The 14305-nt window shown below is 64.0% G+C and carries 15 protein-coding genes; 4 read left to right on the top strand and 11 right to left on the bottom strand.

Features of this window, described 5'->3' with window-relative positions:
• The 6 genes from ACTHN9_RS06475 to ACTHN9_RS06500 form a co-directional block, all read right to left on the bottom strand.
• The coding region (locus ACTHN9_RS06475) for a type VI secretion system baseplate subunit TssF (protein ID WP_440535974.1) at positions 1–154 on the bottom strand (154 nt) is incomplete at its 3' end.
• A 66-nt stretch (positions 155–220) separates the two neighbouring features.
• Complete coding sequence (gene tssE, locus ACTHN9_RS06480) at positions 221–739, bottom strand: type VI secretion system baseplate subunit TssE (protein WP_440535931.1); 519 nt, start codon at positions 737–739, stop codon at positions 221–223.
• Positions 740–824: 85 nt separating this feature from the next.
• A complete protein-coding gene (locus ACTHN9_RS06485; RefSeq protein WP_440535932.1) occupies positions 825–1328 on the bottom strand; it encodes an Hcp family type VI secretion system effector in 504 nt (167 codons plus the stop codon).
• 83 nt (positions 1329–1411) lie between these two features.
• Entirely contained in the window at positions 1412–2902 is a 1491-nt protein-coding gene (gene tssC / locus ACTHN9_RS06490; protein ID WP_440535933.1) for a type VI secretion system contractile sheath large subunit, read from the bottom strand.
• 18 nt (positions 2903–2920) lie between these two features.
• Positions 2921–3451 (bottom strand): type VI secretion system contractile sheath small subunit, encoded by a 531-nt coding sequence (tssB, locus tag ACTHN9_RS06495; RefSeq protein ID WP_440535934.1) that lies wholly within the window; start codon positions 3449–3451, stop codon positions 2921–2923.
• 37 nt (positions 3452–3488) lie between these two features.
• Positions 3489–4178: a tetratricopeptide repeat protein gene (locus tag ACTHN9_RS06500; RefSeq protein ID WP_440535975.1), complete on the bottom strand. Its 690-nt coding sequence runs from the start codon at positions 4176–4178 to the stop codon at positions 3489–3491.
• A 355-nt stretch (positions 4179–4533) separates the two neighbouring features.
• Between ACTHN9_RS06500 and tssJ the strand changes: the two genes are divergently transcribed.
• The 3 genes from tssJ to icmH all read left to right on the top strand — a co-directional run bounded on the left by tssJ (position 4534) and on the right by icmH (position 7397).
• Entirely contained in the window at positions 4534–5193 is a 660-nt protein-coding gene (gene tssJ, locus ACTHN9_RS06505) for a type VI secretion system lipoprotein TssJ (protein ID WP_440535935.1), read from the top strand.
• Positions 5194–5271: 78 nt separating this feature from the next.
• Positions 5272–6618, top strand: a complete 1347-nt coding sequence (gene tssK, locus ACTHN9_RS06510) for a type VI secretion system baseplate subunit TssK (RefSeq protein ID WP_440535936.1) — start codon at positions 5272–5274, stop codon at positions 6616–6618.
• A complete protein-coding gene (gene icmH, locus ACTHN9_RS06515) occupies positions 6615–7397 on the top strand; it encodes a type IVB secretion system protein IcmH/DotU (RefSeq protein WP_440535937.1) in 783 nt (260 codons plus the stop codon). Before tssK ends, icmH begins: the two co-directional genes overlap by 4 nt.
• 48 nt (positions 7398–7445) lie before the next feature.
• On the opposite strand, the gene ACTHN9_RS06520 is transcribed toward icmH, so the two are convergent.
• The 5 genes from ACTHN9_RS06520 to ACTHN9_RS06540 all read right to left on the bottom strand — a co-directional run bounded on the left by ACTHN9_RS06520 (position 7446) and on the right by ACTHN9_RS06540 (position 12077).
• Positions 7446–8402 carry a c-type cytochrome gene (locus ACTHN9_RS06520; protein ID WP_440535938.1) on the bottom strand — a complete coding sequence of 319 codons (957 nt, stop codon included), beginning with the start codon at positions 8400–8402 and terminating at the stop codon, positions 7446–7448.
• A 182-nt stretch (positions 8403–8584) separates the two neighbouring features.
• Entirely contained in the window at positions 8585–8914 is a 330-nt protein-coding gene (locus tag ACTHN9_RS06525; RefSeq protein ID WP_440535939.1) for a DHCW motif cupin fold protein, read from the bottom strand.
• A gap of 45 nt (positions 8915–8959) precedes the next feature.
• Complete coding sequence (locus tag ACTHN9_RS06530) at positions 8960–10690, bottom strand: SulP family inorganic anion transporter (protein WP_440535940.1); 1731 nt, start codon at positions 10688–10690, stop codon at positions 8960–8962.
• Positions 10691–10712: 22 nt separating this feature from the next.
• On the bottom strand, positions 10713–11342 hold the full coding sequence (locus ACTHN9_RS06535; RefSeq protein ID WP_440535941.1) for a ParB-like protein: 630 nt from the start codon (positions 11340–11342) through the stop codon (positions 10713–10715).
• A gap of 48 nt (positions 11343–11390) precedes the next feature.
• Complete coding sequence (locus tag ACTHN9_RS06540; protein WP_440535942.1) at positions 11391–12077, bottom strand: DedA family protein; 687 nt, start codon at positions 12075–12077, stop codon at positions 11391–11393.
• A gap of 181 nt (positions 12078–12258) precedes the next feature.
• Between ACTHN9_RS06540 and mutL the strand changes: the two genes are divergently transcribed.
• Positions 12259–14301: a DNA mismatch repair endonuclease MutL gene (mutL, locus tag ACTHN9_RS06545; protein ID WP_440535943.1), complete on the top strand. Its 2043-nt coding sequence runs from the start codon at positions 12259–12261 to the stop codon at positions 14299–14301.
• Positions 14302–14305 lie beyond the last annotated feature (4 nt).

Raw genomic sequence — 14305 nt, forward strand, 5'->3', positions numbered from 1 at the left:
ACGCTTCGATCATGCGTTCGACGTGCGGGTCGTCCCCCTGCTCGCCGGTTTGAGCAAGTCGCGACGCGATCTTCGGGTACCGGTCGGCGAAATCGCGCGAGTACCGGCGCAAAAACGCCAGTTCGCGCTCGTAGTAAGGCAGCAACGCTTCCATCTTTGATCCCCGGCGCCCTAAGCCGGCCATGCCTTGCTTTAGGACGCGTGTGTGCGCTCTTCTCGATTAGCCGAGTCCCATTTCGCGCACCCGGGAACGCGCTGCGTCCGTGCCGCGGCGCGACCGCGTAACCGAATACTGCAATGTGGACGCTTGCAGCATGGCGTCGAAGCTGACCGGCTCTTCGGCCGGATGAACGACGAGCTTCGCGCGGATGACAAAGTTCAACGCGTTGGTCGATTGCTCGTTCACCTCGAGCGCCACGCGCACCTCGCGCAGCCGCGGCTCGTGCCGCGCGATCGCCTGTTCGATGGATTCGCAGATGAACGTTCTGTCGTAATGGCTCGCCAAGCTCAATCCCGCGAAATCGTTCAACCCGTAAGTCAGCACGGAGCGCTGACACTCGGGCAACTTCGCCAGCTCCGCCTCGGTCATCACGATACGCGTATTGAGCAGCGCCTCGACATCGCGCGCCACGCGGCCTTTCAGTTCCTCGAGCGACCACTGGCGCATCGCCGCGGGCGCGGGCGAACGAGGATCGTCGTCGAAGAGCTTATCGAGCAGGCTCGGTTCGAAGCGCTTCATCGGGCAAGGTATTCGAACGGATTACACAGGACAATACGCCGCGCGCTCCGCAAGGGAAGCGCGCGGCGTATCGATTACGACGAACTTAGACCGCGTAGGTCTTGTCGTTCTTCGTCAGGCTCCACGCGCCTTGCGCGTTACCGCCTTGGCCACCGCCCACCTTCTGCTGCGTGTACTTCCATTGCACGGCAGCGTACTTGAGCGAGAACTGCTCCGTGGGGAGGCCCTCACCGACCACTTGCGGCGTCACGCTCGAAATGATGACGTACTTCATCTTGATTTCGAGGTACTTGACGCGGTTGCCTTCGCCGTCCGAACGCATGAAATCGACCGTCACTTCGTCGAACGTCGTACCGCCCGAAGCGTGTTGATAGAGCAGCGGGCTCACGACGTCGATGTCCTTCGTGAAGACCATGTCGCCATGTTCGCAACGCTCGGCCGTTGCACCGCCGGCCGTCGAAGCCGTCGCCGAACGCGGCTGAACGATCGAGTGGTTCCACGAGCTGATTTCGATCCAGTCCTTGTGATCTTTGTCAGCGGATTCGCCCTTGATGGCGGGATTGCCAAACTTCAGATATACGTCTTTCATGACTTCTTAACTCCCAGGTAGCGGTATATACGCGGCCGCGGGCCGAAGACAAGCCCGGGCCGCACTCGGAATGGATTCTTGGGTTAAGCGCCGGCCGCCTTCGGCAGGTCGGCCACCAGCCGCAACGAGATGGACAACTCGTCGAGCTGGAAATGCGGACGCAAAAATGCGACCGATCGGTACGAGCCCGGCTTGCCGGGAATCTCGGACACTTGGATCGACGCTTCGCGCAGCGGAAACTGCGCTTTTTGTTCCTGCGTGGCGTTATCGTCGAGCAACACGTACTGCGCCACCCAACGATTGAGAAACTGCTCGACGTTCTGCGCCGAAGCGAAGCTGCCGATCTTGTCGCGCATCATCGCCTTCAGATAGTGCGCGACGCGCGAAACCGAGAAGATGTACTGCAGCTGAGCCGACAACACCGCATTCGCATTCGCGCTGTCGGTGTTGTACTTCTTCGGCCGCTGCACCGACTGCGCCGCGAAGAACGCCGCGTAGTCGGAGTTCTTGCAGTGCACGAGCGGGATGAAGCCGAGATCGCTCAGTTCCTTCTCGCGCCGATCGGTAATCGCGATTTCGGTCGGGCACTTGAGCGCGATTTCGCCGTCGTCGGTCTTGAACGTGTGGGTCGGCAAATCTTCGACGAGCCCGCCGCCTTCCACGCCGCGGATCGCCGCGCACCAGCCGAAATCGTCGAACGCCGCCGTCAATCGCGTCGCAAAGGCCCACGCCGCGTTGCACCAGAGGTACTTGCTGTGATCGGAGCCGTCGACGCTTTCGACGAAGTTGAATTTTTCGGCGATGAGCCCGTCCTTCGGGTGGAACGGCAGGCGCCCCAGATAACGCGGCAGCGTCAGGCCGACGTAGCGCGAATCTTCCGATTCGCGGAACGACTTCCACTTCGCGTATTCGACCGTATCGAAAATCTTGCCGAGATCGCGCGGCTTGCCCAGATCGGAGAACGATTCGAGGCCGAGAATTTCCGGCGAGGCCGACGTGATGAACGGCGCGTGCGCTGCCGCGGCCACGTGCGACATCTGTTCGATGAAGTACATGTCCTCGGGCTGCCGCGTCAACTCGAAATCGCCGATCAGCGTCCCGAACGGCGCACCGCCGAACGTGCCGAACTCTTCTTCGTAGACCTTCTTGAACAGCGCGCTCTGATCGAACTCGGAGGCCGCCTTGAAGTCGCGAACGATTTCGCGCTTGTTCGCATTGAGCACCCGGATCTTGATCGTCGCGCCGGTGTTGCTCTCTTTGCACAGATAGTTGAGCCCGGTCCAGGTGCTTTCCATGCGCTGAAACTCCGGCGCATGCATCACTTCGCTCAGTTGCGCCGACAGCAGACGATCGAGTTCGGCGATACGCGCATCGATCGTCGCCGCGAGGTTGTCCGACACGACGACCGTGCCGTCCATGACCTGGTGAACGAGTTCGCCGATCAGATCCTTCGCACGCGCATGCTCGGAATCGGATTTGGCGACCTTGCTTTTTTCGACGATCTCGTCGAGCAGCGACGTGGACGCGCTCGCTTGAGCGGCGCCGACGGGGGCCGTGGCCGTTTGTTGATTCATCCTGACACCCCGCTCCAGTTATTCGCCTTGCTTGTCTTCACCATCGCCGCGCACGCCGGCCTCGCCGGCCAGCGTTTGCAGCTGCTGCGTATTCGCGAGCACTTCGCTGAGCAGACTTTCGAGCTTGTCGTTGCCGGCCAGCTTGTTGCGCAGATCGGCCAGCTTCGAGCGCGCGTCGAGCAAGCGCTTCAGCGGTTCGATCTGCTCGACCACCGCGTCGGGCCCGAAATCTTCCATCGAGCGGAAGCGCAGATCCACGCCGAACGTGCCGCCGCCTTCCGTCAGTTGGTTCTTGACTTGGAACGCGGCGCGCGGCTCGACGCCCTTCATGACATCGTCGAAATTGTCTCGATCGATGCTGACGAACTTGCGATCGCGCAGCTTCGGCTGCTCGATCTCCGACTGACCGCCGAGATCGGCGACCACGCCTACGACGAACGGCAGCTCCTTGACTTCGATCGCGTCGCCGCGCTCGACTTCATAGGTCAACTGAACGCGCGGCGGCCGCACTTTCTGCAAGCGTTTTTGAATACTTTCTTTCTTCGCCATCGATGGCTCCCCGAAACGACTAGGTCAAATGGACCGATCAGCGAAGCGCACTGAAGGGATCGGAAGCGCCGCCGCTCTTCGCGGGCTGGGCGCTTTGGGCGGGCGCGGGCGCGGGCGCCGGCGCGGCGCTTTTAGCGGGCGCGCTCGGTGCCGCCGGTGCGGCCTCGCCCTCGGCCACCTTTTCCGCCGGCTTTTGCGCGGCGGCAACGGGGCGACGGACGTAGCGGCGCTTTTTCGCAACCGGCTTCTTCTCGACTTCTTCCGGGAACAACGTGTTCTCGCCGAGCGTTTCGCGCAGCTGGTGCGCGAGCACTTGGGCATCGGATTTGGCGTCGCCCGCGAGCGCCGAATCTTGACGCAACTGACCGAGCGATTCGGTTGCCACGCGCAGGCCGCTCACGGCCAGCACGCTCTTCGCGTCGCGATCGGACTGATCGCGCGACAGCGCTTCTTGCGCCGCGACGATGGCCTGGCCGTAGTGAGATTGCTGGAATTGGATCTGCGCGATGCGGGCCCACGGCTCTTCGCGCGTCGGATCCATCTTCGTCAGTTGATCGTACAGGCTCAGCGCGCGCGCTTGATCGCCGCCCTTCGCGACGGCATCGGCATCGGACAGCGCCTTGTTGAACGCCTCGGGGCTGGCCGCACCACCGTTTTGCGTCGCGCAGCCGACCATCGCGGCGCATACGAGCACCACCGCGGACAATTGGAAAAGTCGTCGTTTCATCATTCTTACTTACTGCCAGGCGGCTTATTAATTTCGCTGGAGGGAAACCGCAACTTTGCTTTGCGGCGAGTGCGCGCGTATAGTACCGGCCAATTTTGGATAATTCAACTCTAGCGCGTCGTTTGAGATTCGTTCACATTCAAAACCGCGTACTTTTCCATACGGTCGGATAGCGATGCTGAAATAATTTCCGACGAGAATGCGCGATGAATTAGGTAGCGGAAAAAATTTCCTGCCAGCTAAGAACTTCTGGACGAACTTGTCCGTCGGGCGGCGTATCGGTGTAGTCTTCATCGCCGAGCGAAGCCGCAACGGAACCGACAACGAAAAATCGTTTTCAACGGAATGAAGGGCAATGCTTCAACTTGTACGGGGAACAGGCGTGAGTCGTAAAGCGGACGGTTATCGGTTTTGGTTGCGTCTCGCATGGCCGCTCGCCATGTGCATGTCTTTAGGCGGCTGCGCCGCCGGCATCTCGGTGATCGGCGCCGCGGCGTCCACGGCGCTGCAAGCGGCCGGGCTCGGCAAGCCGCCCGTGCCCGATTCGCAAAAGCCGCCGCGCGACATCCCGCTCACGCTCGCGGCCGCGGCCAATCTGAATGCGGCCACGGACAACCATCCGCTCGCGCTCGTGGTGCGTCTGTATGCATTGAAGGACCCGACCTCGTTCGAGCAAGCGCCGTTCGATACCTTCACCGATCCGGCCAAGGAAAAGAGCGCGCTCGGCGCCGATTTGCTCAGTGTGCGAGAAGTGACCTTGATTCCCGGCCAGCATTACCAAATGACGGAGAAGGTCACGCGCGAGGCGCAAGCGTTCGGCGTCGTCGCGTTGTTTCGCGATCCGGCGCTCGCGCGCTGGAAATTCGCCTTCGATCCGGCTAAATCAGAAAAATCCGGCATAATGATCGGCCTTCATAACTGCGCGATGACCGTGGTCAACGGCTCCGTCATCTCGCCCGATCCGCAATTGCCGATGAAAGGGCTCAATCTGCTGTCCTCAGTGACTTGCGGTTAGCGCATCGAACCTTGATCCGTCGCGCGCGCTGTCCGATGGCCACGTGTGCGCCATACCAAACCTGATAGTGAAATAGAGATGAGTTATTCGGCGAAATTGCTTTGGGGCGAGGGGCTCTTTCTGCGGCCCCAGCATTTCCAACAACAAGACGCCTATCATGAGGCGCGCCTGTTCGAATCGATACGCGCGATGCAGCCGTTCAACTGGGGCGTGCGCAGCGTACGCTTCGACGCCGACGCGCTCGCCAACAATCTGCTGCGGCTCTCGGAACTCTCGCTCGTCTTTCCCGACGGCACGCTCTACGCGGGCCCGCTGGCCGACGAACTGCCGCAGCCGATCGCGCTCGATACGCTGCCCGAGGGCGTGTCCGAGTTCATGTTCTATCTCGCGCTGCATCCGCTGCGCGAGGCGGGCGGCAATTGCGCGGACGACGAATCGGATGCGTTTTCCTCGCGTTACGCGTCCAAGCAAGCGAGCGTCGCCGATCAATTCACCGATGCGGCCGTCGCGAACCTGACGTTCCTCAAGGCGCGCGTGAAGCTGATCAGCCATACCGAGCCGCGCGCGCAATTGCTGGCCGTGCCGCTCGCGCGTTTGCGGCGCACGGCCACGTCGGGGTTCGAGTTCGACGAGTCGTTCGTCCCGCCGTGCCTGGCTGTCGAGGCGTCGCCGATTCTCCATCAGCGCCTGCGCCAGCTCATCGATGCGCTTCAAGCGAAAGTCAGCGCGCTTTACGGCTTTCACCGAGAACCCACGAAGAACATCATCGAATTCCGCTCGGGCGACATCGCCTCGTTCTGGCTCTTGCATACAGCCAACGGTGCCGTCGCCTCGCTCGTGCATTTGCTGCAGCAGCCGACGCTGCACCCGGAGCGCCTATTCCAAGAGCTGCTCCGGCTCGCCGGTCAGTTGATGACATTCTCGAAGCGCTACGCACTGGCGGATTTGCCCACTTACCGGCACGACGATCCGGGCGCGGGTTTCGCGCTGCTCGACACGATCGTGCGCGATCTGCTCGAAACGGTGATTTCGACGCGCTACTTCGCGATCGCACTCGAGGAAGTGCGCCCCTCGTTCCATGCGGGGCGGCTCGATTCGGGCAAGATCGACGAGAAAACAACCTTCTTCCTCGCCGTCTCGGCCGATATGCCCGCCGTCGAACTCGTCGAGGCCGTGCCCGCGCGCTTCAAGGTCGGCGCACCGGACGACGTCGACAAGCTCGTGCTGTCGGCCATGCCCGGAGTACGCCTCGTCTACACGCCGCAGGTGCCGCCGGCCGTGCCCGTACGGCCGGGTGCCTGCTACTTCGCGTTCGAATCGCGCAGCGGCCTGTATGACCGGATGCTGCAAGCCCAATCGGCGATGATCTACGCGCCCACCGGCATCAACGATCTCAAACTCGAACTCATCGCGGTCACGTCATGACTCAAATGCCTTCGCTGTTCGGTGCCAACGCGCCGCAGTCCACGACGCCCTCGGCCTCGACCGAAGGCAGCTTCCAAGCCCGTTCGCTGCGCGACTTGCTCTACGACGGGTTTTTCATGGTGTTCTTGCTCAAGCAGGGCCGGGAGCCCGGCGATGCCGACGAGTTCGGCGCCCGCGTGCAAGCGTTTCTCGCCGAGTTCGAACGCGGGGCGAAAAAGCTCAATGCGCCCGCCGAGGACGTCTATATGTCGAAGTTCGCGTTTTGCGCGGCCATCGACGAAGCCGTGCTCTCCTCGTCGTTCAAGATTCGGACCGAATGGGAACGCCGGCCGTTGCAACTCGTCCTCTTCGGCGAGCAACTGGCGGGAGAAAAGTTCTTCGAATTGCTCGAATCGTGCCGCGCGCAAGGGGTTGTGCGGCTGCCATCGCTCGAGGTCTTCCACCTGTGTCTACTGGTCGGCTTTCAAGGGAAGTATCTGCTCGAGGGGCCCGAGAAGCTGGCGTATCTGACAGGCCGGCTCGGCGATGAAATCGCGCAGATGAAGGGCAAGCGCGCCGCGTTCGCGCCGCATTGGCCGCTGCCCGATCAAATCGCGCACCGGCTCAAGCACGAGTTGCCGCTCTGGACGATCGGCGCAGTCTTCGCGCTCGTCGGGCTCGGGGCCTACTTCGGCTTGAATACCTACTTGCGCAACGCAACGATGCGCACGCTCGCGCCTTACTCGCAGCTCGTTCGGCCCGAGGCCGAATCGGCCAATCTCACCATTTCGCTGCCCTAGCCACGCGCGGCGCACGCGCGATCGCTCGCGCGGCCGCCGTCGTGCGGATCAGTATCGCGCGTCCGCCGGCTTGCCGCCTTTAGGCCAATCGCCGGCTTTGCCCGGAAAGTCGGGGCGCGGCTGGTGCGTCACATAGGCGGCAACGTCGAGCGCCTCTTGATCGCTGAGCGACGCATTGCCGAGCGGCATGTTGTGCTTGATGAATGCCGCCGCGGGGCCGATACGCGCCATGCTCGCACCGATGTTGAACGATGCCTCGCCCCACAGCGGCGGAAACACGTAACGGCCGCCGCTTTGCGTGCCTTGCCCGTCGGCGCCGTGACACGACGCGCAGCGTTCGGCGAAGAGCGCCTTGCCGCGAACCGGGTCGGGCGTCATCTTCGCCATGTCCGGCATCGCACCCATGCCACGCCCCGGCCCGAATTCGCCGCTTGGCACCCCTTTCGATACGAACGTCATGTAGGCGAGCAGCGCGTTCATCTCGGCGGAGTCGAGTGCGAGCGGCACGCCGTTCTCCGATCGCAAGAAACAGTTATTGATGCGCTGAGCGAGCGATTCGACCTTCGCGCTGCGCGCCTGGTAAGTCGGCGTCACACCGGTCATGCCGTACCACGGCGACGCATTCGGCGTCGTGCCGGCGCCGATGTGGCAACTGGCGCACGACATCGCGCCGCCCGGTACATGGCCCGGCGCGTAAGCGGGCGTGTCGATCGCCAGCCGGTACCCGAGCATGATGGCCTCCTTGTCGGGTCCGGCCGGCAGCGCAGCCAGCCGCGCGTCGAGCGTATCGGCCGCGACGATGCCGCCGCCCTCCACGGCTTGCGCCCCGCGCGTGCTTGGCGGCGTCCCCTGTGCGGCTCGTACGACCTGCGCCGAGACGGCGAACGCCATTCCCAGCACGCAGACCGACACACGCGACCGTACCGTGCCGTGCGTGGCTAACGCGCGGCGAAACCGCGCTAACGAAAGGCAATGCGTCCGAACTTCGGTCGACCGATGCTTCATCGTAAAACGGACTCCGGTTTGAAACCCTGCCCTTCAGGGCAGTGAGCCGGGACCCCGGCCTGAAGGCCCGTTGTGGAGAGTGGCGCTCGACGGTTCCCTCTTGCTCGATCGACGCCGGGCAGCGCTTGCGTCGTTCGCGAGCGCCGCTCTGCGTGGCGCGGCGTGGCGCGGCGTGGCGCGCGTCAATCGACGATAAACAACTTCGCGCCCACGGGCGTGCTCGAACGGTGGGCCTCCGCGCCATCGGCCACCTGATAGCTTTGCCCCGCCTTCAGCACGTATCGGCGGCCGTCTTCGAGTTCGGTATGCAACTCGCCTTCGAGCACATACAGCACGTGCCCTTTCACGCACCAATGATCGGCGAGGTAGCCGGCCGAGTACTCGACTTGACGGACGCGGATGTCGCCGAACTTGCGCGTGCGCCAAAGCGCCAAGCCGCAATCGCCGGGGTGCATTTCGGGCTCGACGTCGGACCAATCGGTCACGCCGAAGGGGATGTCGCTCATCTTCATCGGAATCGTTCTTTTATTGGAAGAGAAATAGGCGAGGCGAAGGTGTCAGCTTCGCCTCGCCGACGCTTGCGCATGCGGCCCTTGCGCAAGCACCGATTGTACGCATTCGTCCACGCTCAGTTCGTGCAACGCATCGCGCGGCAGCGTTTCGTCGGCGGCGCGACCCAGCACATCGAGCACGCGCGGCTTCAGGCGCACGAGCATGAGCCGCTGCCCGTGCGCGCGCAATTCGGCGGCGAAGATACGCAGCGCCTCGATCGCCGTGCTGTCGACGTCGGGCGTCTCCTCTAAGCTCAGCATGACGGTCTCGGGCGCGCTCGCTTGTCCGGCAATGAGCTTGCGCGCCTCGCTCAGAACGCGATCGGCGTTCGCGAAAAACAGCGGCTCCTCGGGCCGCATGATCATGGCGCCATCGACCGGCCGCGCATCGGCATGCATCGATATATCGACAAAATCATGACTGTCTCTCAAGCGGCCGAGTACGCTCACCATCGGGACGGAGAAGTTGCGCAGCGTCAGCAGCAGGCTCACGCCGATCGCCACAAGCAGGCCATGCAGCACGCCGAGCAAAAGCACGCCCACGAGCGCCGCAGCCGTCAAAAGCCGATCCCGGCGCCACTTCAAGTAGGGGCGAAACACATCGGGGTGCAGCGAATGACTGACCGCGTAGATGACGATGGCCGCGAGCACCGGCTCGGGAATGCGGGCAAGCTGCGGCCGCAGGAACACGACGATCAAGCCGACGACGACAGCGGCGACGAGCCCCGCCCAACGCGTCTGCGCACCGGCCGCTTCGTTAGCCGACGTGGCCGAGTACCCCGCGCCGACAGGCATCCCCTGCAGCAGCGCCGAAACGACATTCGCGCCGCCGAGCGCAACGAGATCGCGGTTGGCCGAGAGCGCGTCGCCATGTTTGAGCGCAAAGCTCCGAATGGAGCCATACGATTCCGCATAGAGAATCAGCATCAGCGCGAAGCCGAGTTCCAGCGTCTGAAGCCATTGCGTCCGCGCGAACGTGGGCAGCCCGAGGCGCAGGTCCTGTATGTCGATCGTACCGACGACGGCAATGCCCCAGCTGTGCCAATCGATGAAATACCCGGCGCCGATGCCGAGCACGATGACGACGAGCGTCGCCGGAATGCGCGCGCTGCGGCCGAGCGCGAACAAGATCGCAAGCGCGATGCCGCCGACCGCAACGCTGTGCCGGTTCCAGGCGAGGAACTGGCGCGCGAGATCGAACGCCATGCGCGGTACATCGCCGAAATGCGACGAGACGCCGAGAATGCTCGGCAGCTGCTTGACGGCGATCGTCAGCGCAAGCCCGAACGCGAAGCCGCGCAGCACGGGCTTAGCGACGAAATCGGACATGCCGCCCAGCCGCGCGCAGCCCGCGAGCACGAACAAGATGCCGGTTGCGGCGACGAGCGCGGCGGCGTAGGCGAGGTGCGCCGCCGCACCGCCGCCCGCTTGCGCGCTGACGGTCGCGGCGAGCACGGCCGCCGAGGACGACGTGGACGAGACGATCGCAAAGCGGCTGCGCCCCAGTAGCGCATAGACGGTCAGCCCCGCGAGCAGCGCGACGAGACCCGCTTGCGGCGGCATATTGGCGATGCTCGCGTAGGCCACGGCTTCGGGCAGCAGCAAACCGGCGATCGACATCCCGGCGAGCGTGTCCTTGACGGCACGCTGCGCCGGCGGCTTCGGTACGCCGGGTTGCGCGTACTGAGACGGATCTTGCAGATGCGCGGCGGCCGCGTGTCCCGTATCGATCGTCATAGCATCGAGCGCCGAGCCGGCGTCAACGGGCGGGCGATATGGTGCCGGACCAGCCCGGCAAGTAGCGCGCGGCTTGATCGTGTGCGCACGCGAGCGCGGCTTGGAGCGCCTTGTCGAAATTCTTGCGCACGCGCTTTTCGGGGATCCTCGGCCGCAAATAGTCGGCCCAGAGAAATTCGCTGAACGGCGCCATGTCTTTCGCATAGCCGCCGACGTGGCGCAGCGCGCCTGCCAGGCTCCGATAGGGATCGTCGACGAGCCCGCTCAACGATTTGGGCAGGGCGTCGTAGTCGCACCGGGATCCGTCGGCCCCGAACGGATGCACCCACTGGAAGTGCTCCATCATGCGCCAAAAAATGACGGGATCGAGCCACGAAAGATCGCGCAGCACCATCGCTTGAGCCTGGCTCACGCCCTCTTCGATCAGGGCGAGCCCGAGGTGATGGTGATCGACGATGAAGTATTGCTGCTCAGGGCCGAGCACCGCGGGAAACCAGTGTGTCGAGATTGCCTGCGCACGTGCCTTCTTGTCGAGCGACTTCCAATGCTCGCGCTTCGCGCCGACCTCGTGGTAACCCACGGTGACTTGCGTGGGCCGCAGCGCGTCGAGCTTGACCGGTATTAGCCGAACATCGGCGGTCGGACCGTGCATGGCGATTTCCCCTTTCTTCTTGCGATAGGTGTGTCTTGCATCCCTCTCTCACCGGCCGCCGTTGTTCGGCGCGATAGGGGCCGACGACTTCCTTCGCATGAGCTTGTAAAGCGCGGCCAGCGCGACAGGCACGATCGCCGCACCGACACCCACGAGCACGATCAAGTTCAGGTACTGACGAATGAACGGAATATTGCCGAAGAAGTAGCCGGCCAGCACAAGCAACAAGACCCACAGTACGGCGCCGGTCACGTTGAAGAACTGGAAACGGCCCATGCGCATGTCGGACACGCCCGCCACGAACGGCGCGAACGTGCGCACGACGGGAATGAAGCGCGCCAGCACGATCGTCTTGCCGCCGTGCCGCTCGTAGAAATTGTGCGTCTTTTGCAGCGCGGCACGATCGAGGAACCGCTCGAGCAGCGGAATGTGCGTGTTGAACACTTTGGGCCCGATCGCGCGGCCGATGAGATAGTTCAAGCTGTTGCCGCCGACCGACGCGACGAGCAGCAGCACGATCAGCGAGGCGAGATTCATTTCCCCCGCCGCGCAGAACGCTCCGCCGATGAACAGCAGCGAATCGCCGGGCAAGAAGGGCAGCACGACCAGCCCCGTCTCGCAAAAGACGATCAGAAACAGCACGGCATAGACCCACGCCCCATATTGATGGACGAAATCGCCGAGAAATTTGTCGATATGCAGAATCAAGGCGACGAAATGAAGCAGCGTGTCCAAAGGCTTTCCTTCCTAAAAGTCGAAACGAGCGAAGCGTGAGGCGGCTTGGCGCCGTGGCAAGCGCACATAGGGCCGATCTCATCGCGCCATGATACCGAAACCGCCCGACCGATCTCGAAACGGCCCGGTCGGGCCCGCCGGCCCGGGAAATGGGCCGACGGCAAATCGCTATAATCGCGGCATGTCCGAATTCCCAGAATCGCCGGCCGACGCCGAGCGCGCCGTGCCGGCGGCGGCACCGTCGCGCCGCACGATCGCCCCGCTGCCCGATCAGCTGATCAGCCAAATCGCCGCCGGCGAGGTGGTCGAACGTCCGGCCTCCGTCGTCAAGGAACTGCTCGAAAACGCGCTCGACGCCGGGGCCAAGACCCTGCGCATCCTACTCGACGCGGGCGGCGTCAAACGCATTTCGATCGCCGACGACGGCTGCGGCATTCCCCCCGCGGAATTGCCGCTCGCCCTGCTGCGGCACGCCACGAGCAAAATCCGCTCGCTTGCGGAACTCGAAGCGGTTGCGACGCTCGGGTTCCGCGGCGAAGCACTCGCTTCGATTGCGTCCGTGGCCGAAATGTTCATTACGAGCCGTACGGCCAGTTGCGCGCACGCGACGCGCATCGACGCGCAAACGGGCGCGATGACACCCGCTGCCGGCGGTGTCGGTACGACGATCGAAGTGCGCGAGCTTTACTTCAACACGCCGGCGCGCCGAAAGTTCCTCAAAAGCGAACAAACGGAACTCGGCCATTGCGTCGAGATGATCCGGCGCGCCGCACTCGCGCGGCCCGACGTAGCGATTTCCGTCATGCACAACGGCCGCGCGCTCGAGCATTGGAACGCGAGCGAGCCGCCCGCACGCGTTTCGAAGATTCTCGGCGAGGCCTTTGCGAGCGCGCATTTGCCGCTCGAGGAAGTGGCCGGCGAAATCGCGCTCTACGGCTGCGCGGGCTTGCCTACCGCCAGCCGGGGCCGCGCCGATCAGCAATACTTCTTCGTCAACGGTCGCTTCGTGCGCGACAAGCTGCTCACCCACGCAGTGCGCGCCGCCTATGAAGACGTGCTGCACGGCGATCGCTATCCGTCGTACGTGCTCTTTCTCGATCTGCCGCCCGAGGCGGTCGACGTGAACGTGCATCCGTCCAAGATCGAGGTACGCTTCCGCGACTCGCGCGCTGTCCACCAGTTCGTGTTCCACGCGCTGCAGCGCGCGCTCGCACGGCATGCCGGCGCATCGCCCGATACCACGGCGCTCGGCCATGCCGCGCAGATCGCGCCGCAAGTAGGATTAGGACCGGGATCGGCAACGGGGCTAGGCGACGGCACGACACCGGGAATCGGCATCGGTGCCGCGGGCGCAACGGGCGGCGGGGCATCGATCTCGGCGGCCGGCCGCAGCGGTTCGACGTGGATGCGCGATTCGCGCATGACGCAAGGCACGCTGCCCGTGGCGCAACCGCTTGCGCTTTATGATGCGCTGTTCGGGCGCAAAGACGCCGTCCGCGCCGATAACGGCGGAACCCCTGGCGGGGACGCCCCGTGGCTGGCTACGCCAACGGCCGCCTCGTTGGAAGTGCGCGATAGCGCAACCGACGGATCGGGCTCCGCGTTCGGCATGGCGCATGGGCCGATGCCGGCCGATCTCGATCATCCTCTGGGCTTCGCGATCGGTCAGATCCATGGCGTGTACGTGCTGGCGCAGAACGCGCGCGGCATGGTCATCGTCGATATGCACGCCGCGCACGAGCGCATCTTGTACGAGCAGTTCAAGCGTGCGCTCGCCGAGCGGACAGTCGCGGTGCAGCCGCTATTGATTCCGGTCTCGATGACGGCCGACCCCGTTGAAATCGGCACGGCCGAGGAGGAACGCGACGCGCTCGACGCGCTCGGCTTCGACCTCGCCCCGCTTTCGCCGACGACGCTCGCGATCCGCGCCGTGCCGGCGCTGCTCAAGGATGCCGATCTCCCCGCGCTCGCGCGCGCCGTGCTGGCCGATTTGCACGCCTATGGCGGCTCGCGCGTCCTCACCGAGCGCCAGCACGAAATGCTCGGCACGCTGGCCTGCCACCATGCGGTGCGGGCCAATCGCCGCCTGACGCTCGATGAAATGAATGCGTTGCTGCGCCAGATGGAAGCCACCGAGCGCGCCGACCAATGCAACCACGGCCGGCCAACGTGGTACCAACTGACGCTCGCCGACCTCGACCGTCTTTTCTTGCGCGGACAATAAGCGC

Origin of the sequence: Trinickia sp., from assembly GCF_051953405.1 — a bacterium.
Lineage (GTDB): Bacteria > Pseudomonadota > Gammaproteobacteria > Burkholderiales > Burkholderiaceae > Trinickia.

Coding starts and splice junctions, on each gene's coding strand:
- tssE (WP_440535931.1), bottom strand. CDS start 739: ATGAAGCGCTTCGAACCGAGCCTGCTCGATAAGCTCTTCGACGACGAT.
- tssJ (WP_440535935.1), top strand. CDS start 4,534: ATGCTTCAACTTGTACGGGGAACAGGCGTGAGTCGTAAAGCGGACGGT.
- ACTHN9_RS06520 (WP_440535938.1), bottom strand. CDS start 8,402: ATGAAGCATCGGTCGACCGAAGTTCGGACGCATTGCCTTTCGTTAGCG.
- ACTHN9_RS06485 (WP_440535932.1), bottom strand. CDS start 1,328: ATGAAAGACGTATATCTGAAGTTTGGCAATCCCGCCATCAAGGGCGAA.
- ACTHN9_RS06530 (WP_440535940.1), bottom strand. CDS start 10,690: ATGACGATCGATACGGGACACGCGGCCGCCGCGCATCTGCAAGATCCG.
- tssB (WP_440535934.1), bottom strand. CDS start 3,451: ATGGCGAAGAAAGAAAGTATTCAAAAACGCTTGCAGAAAGTGCGGCCG.
- mutL (WP_440535943.1), top strand. CDS start 12,259: ATGTCCGAATTCCCAGAATCGCCGGCCGACGCCGAGCGCGCCGTGCCG.
- tssK (WP_440535936.1), top strand. CDS start 5,272: ATGAGTTATTCGGCGAAATTGCTTTGGGGCGAGGGGCTCTTTCTGCGG.
- icmH (WP_440535937.1), top strand. CDS start 6,615: ATGACTCAAATGCCTTCGCTGTTCGGTGCCAACGCGCCGCAGTCCACG.
- tssC (WP_440535933.1), bottom strand. CDS start 2,902: ATGAATCAACAAACGGCCACGGCCCCCGTCGGCGCCGCTCAAGCGAGC.
- ACTHN9_RS06525 (WP_440535939.1), bottom strand. CDS start 8,914: ATGAAGATGAGCGACATCCCCTTCGGCGTGACCGATTGGTCCGACGTC.
- ACTHN9_RS06500 (WP_440535975.1), bottom strand. CDS start 4,178: ATGAAACGACGACTTTTCCAATTGTCCGCGGTGGTGCTCGTATGCGCC.
- ACTHN9_RS06535 (WP_440535941.1), bottom strand. CDS start 11,342: ATGCACGGTCCGACCGCCGATGTTCGGCTAATACCGGTCAAGCTCGAC.